Genomic DNA, 12,595 nt, shown 5'->3' on the forward strand with positions numbered 1-12,595 from the left:
ATTGCCACTACTCGCATCCGATTTAATACTGTTTCGAAATTAACGGCACCCTTCAGGCTGCATAGAGTCGGCCCCACACACAGCAAAAACAGCCGCGCCCGCGCACCGCCGCCATCTTGCTGCAACACTTGGCGCCAACCGTCGGGAATCGGCGCGAAATCATCCGGCATTTCGTTGCTACTGATCAGCCAGACACGGCGGGTCTGGGCGGGTAAAGCCGACAGACGGTCGAGGTAAATGCGTCCACCGTCCTGATCCACCAGGGTGCCGAAACCATAGGCGTTTGGCCGGGTCGGTGTGCCGTCGGGCTTGGGCGGAGTGTAGAGCTGCAACTGGGCGTCGGTCTGGTCGTAATACACGTAGCTCAAGTACCACATCATGTCGCTGAGCACGATGCGATCGCCTTCCTGGTAATTGCGATTGACGAACTCCACCGGCACGTTGAATTGGTCATGCACATCCACCGTGGCGTTGTTCTTCAAACCCAGCAGCTCAACGCCGACAAATACCACGAGCAACGCCGCCCCGAGCCACGACAGGCGCGTCGGCAGACGCTCGATGGCCAGGGCAATGAGCATTGGCAAGCCGAGGGCATACACCGTCAGGTAACGTTCGATGAACACAGGCGATACAAACGACACGCCGTATACCACCAGCAGCGGCAGCATAAAAAACAGCGCCAGCAGACAGGCCGGAGAGTAACTATCCCGTTCCTTCCAGACGGTCACCGCGACCGCCGCCACCAGCGATAGCGGAAACAGCCAGAACAGCGGTGCCCAGAAGCCGACACCTTCATCCTGCAGCACGAACTGCCAGATCATCGAAGGCACAGAGGTCAGCGTGACCGGGTCTTCCCAGCCAATATCACCGCCGACCTTGAGCTGTTCGACATGCTGAACAAGATCCAGCAGGTTCGGCAGCCAAGGCAGGTACAACGCGACAATCGCGGCATTTGCGCACCACCACACCGGACGCGTGAGCAGGCGCTGGCCGGGCGCCTGGGAGCGGCACAACACGCCCAGCCAGGCCCAGTGCACCAGCACGCACAACGCTGTGAAGTAGTGGGTATAAAAACCGGCCGCCATCAACAACACATAAGCCACCAGGCACCGCGTGCGCTCGGGCTGGCGCACCCAGTACACCAGCGCCAGCGTGGCGCCCAGCAGCCACACGGCCAGCAGCGAATACATGCGCACTTCCTGGCTGTAGCGCACGGCGCTTGGGAACAACGCCAGCAGCACGCCCGCCAGCGCGGCAGCGCGGCGTGTGGACAGTTGCCGCATCAGCCACACGCCCAGGCCCACGGCGACCACGCCGGGGATCGCACTCATGGCACGAATCGACCAGATGCCGTCGCCAAACAGCTCGATCCAGCCACGTAACATGAAAAAGTACAGCGGCGGGTGCACGTCATGGGCCGCGTGAAACCACAGGTCGTCTACGGCATATTCGCTCAGCAGCAGGCTCGAACCTTCGTCGCCCCAGATCGCCGCGGCCGTCAAGCCATAGAACCGCGTGGCTATGGCCAGCGCGAGGATCGGCACCCACCATAACCGGCTCAGCCAACGGCTGCCTTCCCAGGCGCCCGCTACGGCAAATGGGCCCACTTTTTCGTCTTGCTCGACCACAGACCGTCGCACCTCAAATCCCCTGATACCGCCGGTTTCCCGGGTAAACGCCACACATGCGCAAACACGCGCAACTCTAGGGCAAAAGCCCAGGTTTCGCTCGCGGTTTCGCAACCGTTGGGCGTAGCGCAAATGTGCGTCTACGCTTTGCGATGGCGCCCGATCGATAGGCGTCGTCCAAGACCCTAGAGCTCACACAAGGATTCGCGACTCATGGAAGTATTTATCGGCACCATCCAGTCTTTTGCCTTTAACTACGCACCCAATGGCTGGGCGTTATGCAATGGCCAGATCGTGGCTGTGCAACAGAACGCCGTGCTGTTTTCGTTGATTGGCACCTTCTACGGCGGCAACGGTCAGTCCACCTTCCAACTGCCGAACCTGCAAAGCCGCGTGCCGGTGGGCATGGGCCAAGGCACGGGGCTGTCGCCCCATGCGATCGGTGCATTCTCGGGCAGCGAGTCGGTCACGCTGCTGGCCGGCAACCTCCCCGCCCACACCCATGGCGCAGGCACACTCGCAGGCAACACCACGGTGCAACTGACCAGCGTAGTCAGCAACCCAGTAACGGTGCCTACGCCTACCAATGCCTACATCGGCGCCTCTGGCCCAGGACCGGGCAGCGCTACGATCTATTCCGATCAACAAGGCGCCAACCCGGTACCACTCAAGGGCGTCACCAGCGCTTTGAGCGGCGAGACGGCCAGCGCCGGCCAGAGCCAGGCCGTTGGCATTATGAACCCCTATCTGGCGATCAACTTCAGCATTGCCTTGGAAGGACTTTATCCTTCACGCCCATGATGCCCCCCGGCCGAGGCCCATGGGCCTCGGCACTTCCGATGCGGAGCCGAACCATGTTGAATCAGGTCACCCTCGAACACTTTCGCCCCTTGCTGACCCAGCCTAGCGTGCTGTACCTGCCGGATGGCTCGGCACTTCAAATTCAGGTCCAGGGGCTGCGCCCGTCGCCACAGTCCGGTTTCCCGGGCAGCGTACGCGAGGGCTTCAGTGTGTCTCTCAACAGCCTCGGCCCGACGGAGTTCGTCGACGGTTTATGCCGCATGCCCTTGCCGGATGTGTGCCTGGAACACGTGTTCGTGTCCCGCGAGCCCGCCATGGGGCGTGACGGCGAGCGCGGTTACTTTTGCATCGTGTTCAACTGAGGCGGGTACCACACCAACCGCTGCGCCGCCGGTGTCTGTTCTTCCACACGAAACCCCAGCGCCAGGTAATGCTGGCGCGCATGGGGGTTGCTCGCCCACACCACCGTCGCCACCGGACAGCACACTTGGGTGGCGGCCTGCTGAACGCTATGCAGCATCGCCCGACCAAAGCCCTGGCCACGTGCGGCGGGGATAAGCGCCAGGTACAACACTCGAATTTCATTGGCGCCGAAGTCGGCACTCAAGGCACCGATGGGCGTGCCGAGCTTTTCCACCACGTAATGCAGGGCCCCTGGAAACTGTTGGTCCATGCCCCGCTCCTGCACCTGGAACTGCTGGGCGATGACCTCTTCTACCTTCTCTTGCTCGCCGTCGATCCACTGCAGATCCGCCCGCGCCGAATGGTAGAGCTTCTGCAAAAACGGCCCGTCGCTGGCCCGTGACGGGCGCATCGCTAAGCCCTGCGCCAACCCGCCCTGATTGTTCATCATCGTCTGCACTCCTTGTCAGAATCCGCTTTCCCTAACGCCCAACGCCACCGCTCGACGCCAGGCCGTGCCCAGCACCGACTCGCTGCGTCCTTGCAATAGCACCACGCCGCGCAACGGCTGCCGGGGGGTGTCGATCGTCTGCAGGCTTTTGAGACGCACGCCGTATTGCGCCTGTACCGGCGCAGGACGCTGGTTTTCGTCGCGGCGTACGGCTATTGGCCCGTGATGGTCGGAGGTCAGCGCCTCCTGATCCAGATAAGCCACGCCGTTTGCGTCAACGTCGGTCAATTCAACGGGGATCGCGGCGCGCATCGGGTCATCGGCGATAAACCGCCCGGTCGCCCCTGGTCCGACTCGCCACAACTCGGCCTCGGCCAGGTAGCCACGCAGGCGCGCGCCATCCTCCACCACCTGCACCAGCGCATCCTTGGGCGACAGCCAGCGACCCACGTCCAATTGCGGCAATACATCGCGCACGGTGCCCGCATGGGGGGCGCGCAACAGCAGGCGTTCGCGTTGGGCAGCGAGGCCGCGGTATTCGGCCAGGGCCTGGGACAGGCGCTGATCGATGATCCCGGCGTCGGCCGCCGTTTCACTGCGTCCAGCCTGGCGGCGCATCTGCAATTGCAGGATCTCGACTTCGCGCCGCACGATGCTTTGGCGCGCGTCGAGGTCCGGCGATTCCAGTTCGATCAGCACCTGGCCCTGGGTCACCGCCTGCCCGTCCACCACCCGCAATGCCTTGACCCGCGCCGCCACCGGCGCATGCAAGGCACTGACACGACCCGCTTCGAGCATGCTCGGCAGTTCCACCGCGCTGCGCCACGGCACCACCAGCGCCAGCACGATCAGCCCCAACCCGAGACTGCTAAGCAACACCCGGGGCGCATGGGCCTGGCTGCGACGGCTCCACCATTCGTGCCATTCCTTGTAGATCGGCAGGCAGATAAACCACACCAATTCCACCAGCATCAGGAAGATTCCGAGCAGCTTGAAGAACAGGTGATAGACCGCCAACGCGATCCCCAGAAACAGCGCCGCACGCCACAGCCACGCCAGGTAGCCCCACCACAACAGGCGTCGCTGCAAAGCCGGCGACCACGGCTCCGGGGCCGGTTCGCCATAGCCGAACAGCAGTTCGCGCAGACGCCAGCGGCACAGCGCGAAGGCACGGCCTTGCAGGTTGTCCACGCCCCATAAATCGCTGATCAAAAAGTAACCATCAAAGCGCATGAACGGGTTGAGGTTGATCGCCAGGGTGGTCAGCCAGGTGGCGCTGGCCAGCATGAACGCCGCCGTGCGCGCCGGTCCATCCGGCAACAGCGACCAGGCGAGCAAGGCGATACACGCCAGCAGCAGCTCGGCCATCACCCCGCCGGCCCCGATCATCAAGCGGGCGCGGCGATCATTGACGCGCCAGGCGTCGCTGACGTCGGTGTAGAACATCGGCAACAGCACCATGAAGGCCACGCCCATGCTTTGCACCCGACAACCGGCGCGCTTGGCCATGAAGGCATGGCCGAATTCATGGCACAACTTGGCGAAGAACAGTGCCACACCAAACGCCAGGGCGCCGCCGAGGCTGAACAGGTGCGGGAACGTCGCCAGGAAGCGCTGCCAATCGCGCGCCACCAAAAACACCCCAAGACCGAGGGTCATCGGCAAACCGTAGCGCAACAGGCCCGGACCAAACCGCGCCAACCACGGCCAGGCGCGATTGAGGAACGTGTCCGGGCGCCACAGTGGGATGCGGAAAAACAGGTATTGATGCAGCAGCACCTGCCACAGGCCCTGCTTCTGGGCGGCGGCTTTATACAGATAGCTGGCGCGTTGCTCGGGGTCGAGGGCAGCGATCAGGTCGTGGGCGCGTAGAAAACTCAGCAGCTCGGTGACTTCGCTGTTCCCCAGGGGCAAGCCCGGCTCGCGGTTGGCAGCTTGCAGGACTTTTTCCGGGTCGCCCAGGGACCAATGCCGCAACAGACGGATGGCCGTGGCGCCCAGCTTGAAATAGCGCCCACGCACTGGGTCGGCGAGGGTCCAGCGCGGCGAGCCATCCAATGCCGCGCCGGCGCTGGACAGTTGCAGGTCGTCACGCAGCTTGGGCAGGCTCATCAGAGGCCCACGCTTTGGCGCAGGCCCGCCAACGGTCGCCGCAGCAGGTACAGGGCCAGCGGCGCGCGGTCGCCATACAGCTTCGCAGTGCCACGCAGGCCGATCCGCGGCGGCGCGTCATCGAACTGCGCATCCAAGCGATAGGCCAACTGCCCGCCCGGCGTGGGCTGCGCTTCGTACGCGGCGCGTTGCAGGGTGGCGAGGTGACGTTGCAACGGGTCGCTGTCGAGGAATAGCGCGACCTGCGCGTCGGGCGCCAGGGCAATCGCATCGCCTACCGCCAGTTCGATGCGCAACTCGGCCTGGCCGGGGTCGGCGATCTGCAACAGGCGCTCGCCGGTTTGCACCGGTTTGCCGGTCCAACGCTCGGCGTCGGCAAACACCGCGATGCCGTCGCGCTCGGCGCGCACTTCGCTGCGCTTGAGCAGCTCGCGGGCGTAGTCGCGTTCGGCGCGTTTTTGCTCGACGCGCGCGGCCAGCAAGTCGATGCGCGAGCTGGATTCGGCATCGGCAAAGGCACGCTGGGAATTGGCCTTGAGCTCCGCCTCCGCCACACCTAGGGCCCGCGCCGCCACGTCCGCCTGGGCGGTCAGGGTAGTGCTTTCAAAACGCAGCAGCAGGTCGCCGGATTTCACGCTCTGGTTGGGTTTAACCAAGAACTCGGCAATCACCCCATCCAAGGGTGCCGCGACGACTTGTCCAGCCAGCGGCACCACTTCGGCGGGCGCCAGCACCGACTGGCGCACCGGGATAAGCAACATCAGCAGCAACCCGACCCCCACCGCCACCTGACGTTTGCGGGTCAGGCGCAGGCGCCACGGCTGGCGCGGTTGCAACGCGTGCCAGGCATGGCTGTAGGTGTCGCCCAATTGCGCCAGCAAGACTTGCTCTGCCGGGTTCCACGGCGTATCCCGCGCCAGCCACAGGCCACCAAACACCTGGCCCTGGGGGTTGATCAGCGGCAACCAGAACACGTGTTCGGCCGACAGGCTCTGCCAGTCGGCGCGCACGGCATCGCTCAATTGCTCGGCAGGCACCACGCGCGCGGTCTGGCCGAGGTCGAGCGAGTGCAACTGCCCCACCGCATGCTCGACAAACGCCACGAACGGCGCGTTCGGGTCGATGCTGCTCACTGCTGTGACCGCCTGCACCTTACCGGCAATCAACAATGCAGCGTGGCGATAGCCGAACAGCGCTTGCCCATCGTTGACCAAGCTGTAGGCCAATTGCTCAGTGGAGCGGGCGGCGCGGGTCTGGCGTTCGAGGTCCAGAAATTGCGCGAACACCCGCTCGGTGTTCCCCGCCATGGGTGCGTTCATTGCAGTTGCGCGAAGTGGGCGGTGCCGCTCATACCCGCCATCAAGCCGGTGGCATTGGGCAAGGTGGCGACCAGCAGCAGCGTCTGACTGCCCTCGTCGATGCGTGCGCCCTGGCGTTTGACGGTAGCGCTGAACGCCTGGCCAGTTTCATCCGGAGTAAAACTGAACGTCTGCCCCGGCTTGAGCTTGCCCATCCAGCGCGACGGCACCAATAGGTGAATTTCCAGGCTGCGGTTATCGACGATTTCCAGCAGCGGCGCGCCGGCCGAGACGCTTTCATAGCGTTGCACTTTGCGCTGCACCACTTGACCGTCATACGGCGCCAGCACATTGCAGCGTTTGACTTGTACCTGGTAGACCTGGGACTGGGCCTGGGTCTCGCTCAACCGCGCTTCGGCGCGGGCCACTTCAAAGCGTCCGACTGAATTGAGCGCCGCCAACTGTTTGTTGTGCGCCAGTTCTTCCCCGGCACCACGGCTGGCGGCTTGGGCGGCGTTCAATTGGGCCTGGTAGGCCGAACAATCGAAACGCGCCAGAGTGTCGCCTTTTTTGAACGTCTCGCCCTCGCTGAACGGCAACTCGACGATGCGCCCGGACAGCTCACTGGCCAGCATCGCCTGGTCGCGGGCACGCAACACGCCCCGCGCTTCGCTGTCGGCACTGGCGGTGGTCGCAGGCGAATGATCCAACAACGGGTCTTCGGCCATGGCCAGCTGAGCCACGCCCAATATGCCGATAAAACCCAACGCCCATCCATGCAATTGCTTCATATGGTCGACTCCCTGACGATGACCGCAGTCTAAGTCAGCGAAATTAAATTGCCACTACCCCCAATCGGACAAATCGGCAAATTGTGTAGGCAGTCACCAAAGCAATTGTCAGATCAAGCTATGATTGCGCCCCTCCAAGCACCAGGATCAAGGACACCTCATGCGCATCGGTTTTTTGTCACCTCTGGCACTGGCCCTGCTGGCCGGTCTCTCCGTGCAGGCCCAGGCCAGCTCCGACGATTCGTGCTACCCCGACTGGCGTGTTTCCCGCGACACCCTCGACCCGTGCAGCAACCAGCCTTTCCTCAGCCCTGGCAACGACAGCCGGGTCAACCTGCGCCTGCTGCTGGCCGACAAGAAAAATACGGGCCTGACGCCCAATGCCTTGAGCGAAGATGACCTGGCCGAGGGGTTCGGCCCTGTGCCGTTCCCGGTGTATCGCCTGACGCTGCTCGGCAGCTCGGACACTGAACCGGATGACGGCGCAGACACATCGTCCACTGCCGAACTGGACAACCTGCTGCAACCCCTGGGCATCAAGCGCGAGGACTACACCACCGCCGGCGAGGCGTTTGTCACGGGCGAGGGCAGCCGTTGCCGCAGCAACGACGACGACAGTGCCACCGCGTTTGTGCGCCAAGTGGTCAAGGCCGATATGCCGGCCGCCGAACGCGAGCTGCTGGTCAAAGCCCGCCTGCAACTGCTCACCACCTGCGAGTGGGACGGCCCGGTCGTGGCGAATGCGCAGCAACTGCAATCGACCGACGGCCAGCAGCTGTACACCTACCTGCAAGCCGCCGCCGATTTTTATAGCGGCCGTTTTGCCGAAGCCGAGCGCGGCTTCAGCGCCGCTCGCAGCAGTGCCCTGCCCTGGCTCAAGGAAGCCGCGCTGTACATGACCGCCCGCACTGCGCTGAACCAGGCCCAGGCAGACGCGTACGATGCCGACGGCGTGCCGACTCTGGCGCGTGTGGATAAGTCGGCGCTGGCCAATGCCGAGCAAGCCTTCGATAGCTACCTGAGTGCTTATCCACAAGGCGATTACAGCGCCTCCGCGCGCGGCCTGCTGCGGCGGGTCTACTGGTTGGCCGATGATGGCAGCAAACTGGCCGAGGCGTATGCCTGGAGCCTCACGCAAGCCAGCGACGCGCAGCGCAATGTGTCCGAGGATGAGCTGGTGGAAGAGGCTGACCTCAAGTTGTTGATGGTCAACAGCCAGCCAGTGAAGACGCCGATGATCCAACTGGTCAGTGACCTGATGGTGATGCGCGGCGGCAACCAGCCGACCTTGTCCCGCGCAGACCTGGAGAAGCAAAAGGCACTGTTTGCCAGCGAACCCGAACTCTACGATTACCTGCTGGCGGTGTGTGCGTTGTACATCGAGCACCAGCCGGATGCCGCTTTGAAGCAGCTGCCGCAAAGTGTGCCGTCGAGTCTGAATTACTTCGCCTTCAGCCAACAGACCCTGCGCGCCCTGGCGCTGGAAGCCAAGCAAGATTGGAAAGGCGCCCAAGCGCTGTGGCTGCAATTGCTGCCACTGGCCAAACTGCCGTTGATGCGCGATCAACTGGAATTGGCCCTGGCCATGAACTACGAGCGCAGCGGCCAGTTGGCCGAAGTGTTTGCCGCCAACTCGCCGATCAACGCCAAGCAAGTGCGCTACAGCCTGTTGCGCAACGTCGCCGGTCCGGAGCTGCTGCGCCAGCAGATTTCCCAGGCCAGCGATCCGGTGGAGCGCCAGACTGCGCAATTCGTGTTGCTCTACAAAGACCTGCTGCGCGGCCAGTTCGCCACCTTTGCCGAGGACTTCAAGCAACTGCCGACCCCAGCGCCCGAAGATAAGTTGAGCAGCAGCCTGGGCTATGTCTACAGCGAAGGGCAGACGTTGAAGCTGTTCCAGTGGAACGGCGAGAAAGCTGCCTCGGGCTACACCTGCCCGGCCATCGCGCAAACCGCCGCGACCCTACAAACCGAGGCCAAGAACCCCCAGGCCCTGAACTGCCTCGGCGAGTTCATCCTGCGCAACAACCTGGACAGCATGCCGCTGGAACAAGCGCGCGCCGCCGGCAGCCTGGGCAGCACCGCGTCGGACTTCAAAGGAACCACTTTCTCGCGGCTCGACGGATACAAGCAGGTGATCAATGACGCCAAGGCGCCGAAGACGGACAAAGCCTATGCGCTGTTCCGCGCCATCAACTGCTACGCGCCGGCCGGCTATAACAGCTGCGGTGGGCAGGACGTTGAACCGGCCGTGCGCAAAGCCTGGTTCCGCCAGCTCAAAAGCGGCTACGCCGACACCCAGTGGGGCAAATCGCTGCAGTACTACTGGTGAAACACTTGTGGCTAGGCTTGCTGCTACTGGCGAGCCCGGCCTTCGGTGCCGTTGACGCCCGCGACTATGACGCCTTCTGGCTGTGGAGCGGCGTCAAGTCCCAAGCGGTGCTCAAGCAGGCCAAGACCCTCTACATCCTGCAGGGCCAGATCAACTCTACCCGCCGCGCCCCCCAGCGCGGCGTGCAGCTGATCGCCCAGGGCATGAGCGTACCGCGCCTGACCCAGGGCGAGGTTTGGGTGGTATACCGCGCCCACACCCTGCGCTGGCCAGAACCGATCTACACCCAGCTGCTCGGCCAGGTGCAACGCTGGCGCGACGCGGGCAACCCGGTGATAGGTATCCAGATCGACTTCGACGCCCGTACCCAATACCTGCACGAATACGCCGACTTTCTGCGCGACCTGCGCCAACGCCTGCCCGCCGACCTGCGGCTGAGCATCACCGGCCTGATGGACTGGAGCAGCAACGCCGACCCAGCCGCCATCGCCCAGCTCAAAGGCGTGGTGGATGAAGTGGTGGTGCAGACCTATCAAGGCCGCCACAGCATCCCGGATTACGCCGCGTACTTGCCGCGGATGAATCGGCTGGGGTTGCCGTTCAAGATCGGCTTGATTCAGGGCGGTGAATGGCAGGCGCCGGGGTATTTGCAGAGCAATGAGTGGTTTCGGGGGTATGTGGTGTTTTTGCAGAATCCTTGATTCCTTTCTTGACAGGGCTCTCCCTCCATGCAAGAAATCGTCCACGGTCCATGGACAGTGGACAGCCGCTTCAGGGAGCCCTATGAAAAGTCAGGATATCGTTATCCTCTTCAAACTGATTAGCCTGGAACTACAGGCGGTGAAAGAGCGGGCCACCGGAAAAGAGGCCGAAACGCTTGTTTTCCTTGCAGGTAGTGAGTGGAAAGGTTGGGAGGATAGCGACGGTGACACGCTCCCGACTAACAGTGATAGCTACTCCGTTCGAGCACTGTCTGCGTCGTTGGCGTTGAGCAAAAGCGAGGTATCGAATTCTCTGAATCGCTGTCGAGAGATCGGCCTTATTCACACGAACCGCCTCAGCGGGCAGCCTCTGGTAAGAAGAGAAGCCCTTCTGGACTTCGTGAAATATGGCATTCGCTACGTATTTCCCGCAAAGCCTGGCGCCGTCGTTCGTGGAATTCCAACAGCATTCGGGGCCCCTATCCTGACGGGCAAAGTCATGAGCGGTGGCGATCTCATCCCCGTGTGGCCAGACGCGTATGGCAAAAGCAAAGGTCAGGAAATCGCGCCCTTGTACAAAACTGTTCCTGGGGCGGTAAAAAAAGACGAGCTTCTCTATCACTTCCTGGCTCTAGTCGATGCAATTCGCATCGGCGGACCGCGCGAGACCAAGGTAGCCGATGCACTGCTGAGGGAGTTGATCCTTTGAATTCAGTTCGGGAAATGATGTTGCAAATGCTTGAAGCGGTCGCCGACGCATTGGGGGCAGAGCTACCCCAGCAAGTGGCCTTTGTCGGTGGGTGTACAACCGTCCTGTTGATTACCGACGAATACACATAAGAATCCATTCGCGGTACCGATGACGTGGATCTGGTCATCCACCTGACCAGTACTGCCGCTTGGTATCGGCTTGAAGAAACCCTTAAAACCAAAGGGTTCAAAAATACAGGCCAGGACACGGTCACCTGTCGCTTGCGTCTAGGAGCGCTGAAAGTCGATTTCATGCCAACCGATGAAAAAATACTGGGGTTCTCCAATACTTGGTTTGTCGGAGGGCTGGAAAATGCGATTGATTACACATTGCCTAATGGAACGCCTATCAAGGTGTTCGCAGCCCCTTGGTTTCTTGCCGCAAAACTCCAGGCATATCTAGGCCGGGGCAAGGGCGACCTACTGATGTCCAACGATATTGAAGACATCATCGCTCTGCTGGATGGTCGGGAAGAGCTAATTGCAGAAACAAAACACGCACCTATCGAGCTACGACGCTTTGTGGGCGAGGAGCTCTCGTCTCTGCTCAGACTCACTGCGTTTCAGGATGTGATTCAAAGCACCGCTCAAGACCCCGATCGAGAAACGTTGATTTACGAGCGCCTCGATAGACTGATTGAGTTCGGGGTGCGCATTTGATCCTGCATTCCAGTGTCAGTCGGCAAGGTATCCACAGAGCAGAAAACCGTGACGCCTGCGGTTCGGCACGCAATGCAGATTCATATCTCTACGTGATTGCCGACGGTACGTCCAAACCAGGCAGTGGCGAGTTGGCGCGAGCCCTGAGCCACCATCTGCTGGACACCTTTTCTCACTCAGCGACTGCCGTCGCGGCCTGCACAGATAAGGCTTTGGCGCTGACACTCACATCACTCAATCGAGTGCATTCAAATCTATGCCCGGACTTCCCCTTTGCCGCCGCCAGCTATCTTGCGCTCCTGGTAGTCGGTCAAACCGCCATATCCATTCATGCAGGCGACTGTTGCCTTGGATATCTGGAAAAAGGTCAGCATCTGAATTGGATAAGCCCACCCCACTACGGCCCCAACTGGAAAGGTGATCTGAGCCATTCACTCATCGCCAACAGCCCTGCGCGGAAAACTCTGCTCAACTGCATGAGCTACCGCCGCCGCCATGAGCCTCACATTCAATCCTTGCAGATAATCAAAGACACAACATGGATCATGGCGACGGATGGGTTCTGGGCCGAACTGTCTGTCCAGAACCAACTCAGGGCCATTGCACAGCAAACCCTTGACGGCTGTTCAACTCACGACGACACCACCTTCATGCTGTTGCGATCTTAGG

General features: G+C 61.9%; 11 protein-coding genes and 1 pseudogene. 7 read left to right on the forward strand and 5 right to left on the reverse strand.

Going from position 1 to position 12,595, the window contains the following annotated elements:
* Nucleotides 1–39: 39 nt before the first annotated feature.
* Nucleotides 40–1,640: pseudogene (locus QRN41_RS02335) on the reverse strand (glycosyltransferase family 39 protein).
* Nucleotides 1,641–1,841: 201 nt separating this feature from the next.
* Between QRN41_RS02335 and QRN41_RS02340 the strand changes: the two are divergent.
* Complete coding sequence (locus QRN41_RS02340; RefSeq protein ID WP_034095260.1) at nt 1,842–2,429, forward strand: phage tail protein; 588 nt, start codon at nt 1,842–1,844, stop codon at nt 2,427–2,429.
* Between the two features lie 53 nt (nt 2,430–2,482).
* Nucleotides 2,483–2,791 carry a hypothetical protein gene (locus tag QRN41_RS02345; RefSeq protein ID WP_034095259.1) on the forward strand — a complete coding sequence of 103 codons (309 nt, stop codon included), beginning with the start codon at nt 2,483–2,485 and terminating at the stop codon, nt 2,789–2,791.
* Here QRN41_RS02345 and QRN41_RS02350 read toward each other — a convergent pair.
* The 4 genes from QRN41_RS02350 to QRN41_RS02365 are packed head-to-tail and all read right to left on the reverse strand — an operon-like array spanning nt 2,767 to nt 7,420.
* Nucleotides 2,767–3,282, reverse strand: coding sequence for a GNAT family N-acetyltransferase (locus QRN41_RS02350; RefSeq protein WP_034095258.1), 516 nt, complete (start codon nt 3,280–3,282; stop codon nt 2,767–2,769). The two genes, QRN41_RS02345 and QRN41_RS02350, sit on opposite strands and share 25 nt — an antisense overlap.
* 15 nt (nt 3,283–3,297) lie before the next feature.
* Entirely contained in the window at nt 3,298–5,394 is a 2,097-nt protein-coding gene (locus QRN41_RS02355; RefSeq protein ID WP_167418521.1) for an efflux RND transporter periplasmic adaptor subunit, read from the reverse strand.
* Nucleotides 5,394–6,713, reverse strand: coding sequence for an efflux RND transporter periplasmic adaptor subunit (locus tag QRN41_RS02360; RefSeq protein ID WP_167418520.1), 1,320 nt, complete (start codon nt 6,711–6,713; stop codon nt 5,394–5,396). Before QRN41_RS02360 ends, QRN41_RS02355 begins: the two co-directional genes overlap by 1 nt.
* Nucleotides 6,710–7,420, reverse strand: a complete 711-nt coding sequence (locus QRN41_RS02365) for an efflux RND transporter periplasmic adaptor subunit (protein WP_371918477.1) — start codon at nt 7,418–7,420, stop codon at nt 6,710–6,712. Before QRN41_RS02365 ends, QRN41_RS02360 begins: the two co-directional genes overlap by 4 nt.
* A 223-nt stretch (nt 7,421–7,643) precedes the next feature.
* On the opposite strand from QRN41_RS02365, the gene QRN41_RS02370 reads away from it, so the two are divergent.
* The 5 genes from QRN41_RS02370 (at nt 7,644) to QRN41_RS02390 (ending at nt 12,594) form a co-directional block, all read left to right on the forward strand.
* Nucleotides 7,644–9,815 (forward strand): PA5441 family protein, encoded by a 2,172-nt coding sequence (locus tag QRN41_RS02370; RefSeq protein ID WP_167418519.1) that lies wholly within the window; start codon nt 7,644–7,646, stop codon nt 9,813–9,815.
* Nucleotides 9,812–10,516: a DUF3142 domain-containing protein gene (locus QRN41_RS02375; protein WP_167418518.1), complete on the forward strand. Its 705-nt coding sequence runs from the start codon at nt 9,812–9,814 to the stop codon at nt 10,514–10,516. The genes QRN41_RS02370 and QRN41_RS02375 overlap by 4 nt, the downstream gene beginning before the upstream one ends.
* An 82-nt stretch (nt 10,517–10,598) precedes the next feature.
* Nucleotides 10,599–11,225 (forward strand): hypothetical protein, encoded by a 627-nt coding sequence (locus QRN41_RS02380; protein WP_034111216.1) that lies wholly within the window; start codon nt 10,599–10,601, stop codon nt 11,223–11,225.
* A gap of 155 nt (nt 11,226–11,380) precedes the next feature.
* On the forward strand, nt 11,381–11,926 hold the full coding sequence (locus QRN41_RS02385; RefSeq protein ID WP_243269854.1) for a hypothetical protein: 546 nt from the start codon (nt 11,381–11,383) through the stop codon (nt 11,924–11,926).
* Entirely contained in the window at nt 11,923–12,594 is a 672-nt protein-coding gene (locus QRN41_RS02390; RefSeq protein ID WP_167418517.1) for a PP2C family protein-serine/threonine phosphatase, read from the forward strand. Before QRN41_RS02385 ends, QRN41_RS02390 begins: the two co-directional genes overlap by 4 nt.
* Nucleotide 12,595 lies beyond the last annotated feature (1 nt).

The organism is Pseudomonas sp. efr-133-TYG-23 (assembly GCF_030209215.1).
GTDB classification, from domain to species: Bacteria; Pseudomonadota; Gammaproteobacteria; order Pseudomonadales; family Pseudomonadaceae; genus Aquipseudomonas; species Aquipseudomonas rhodesiae.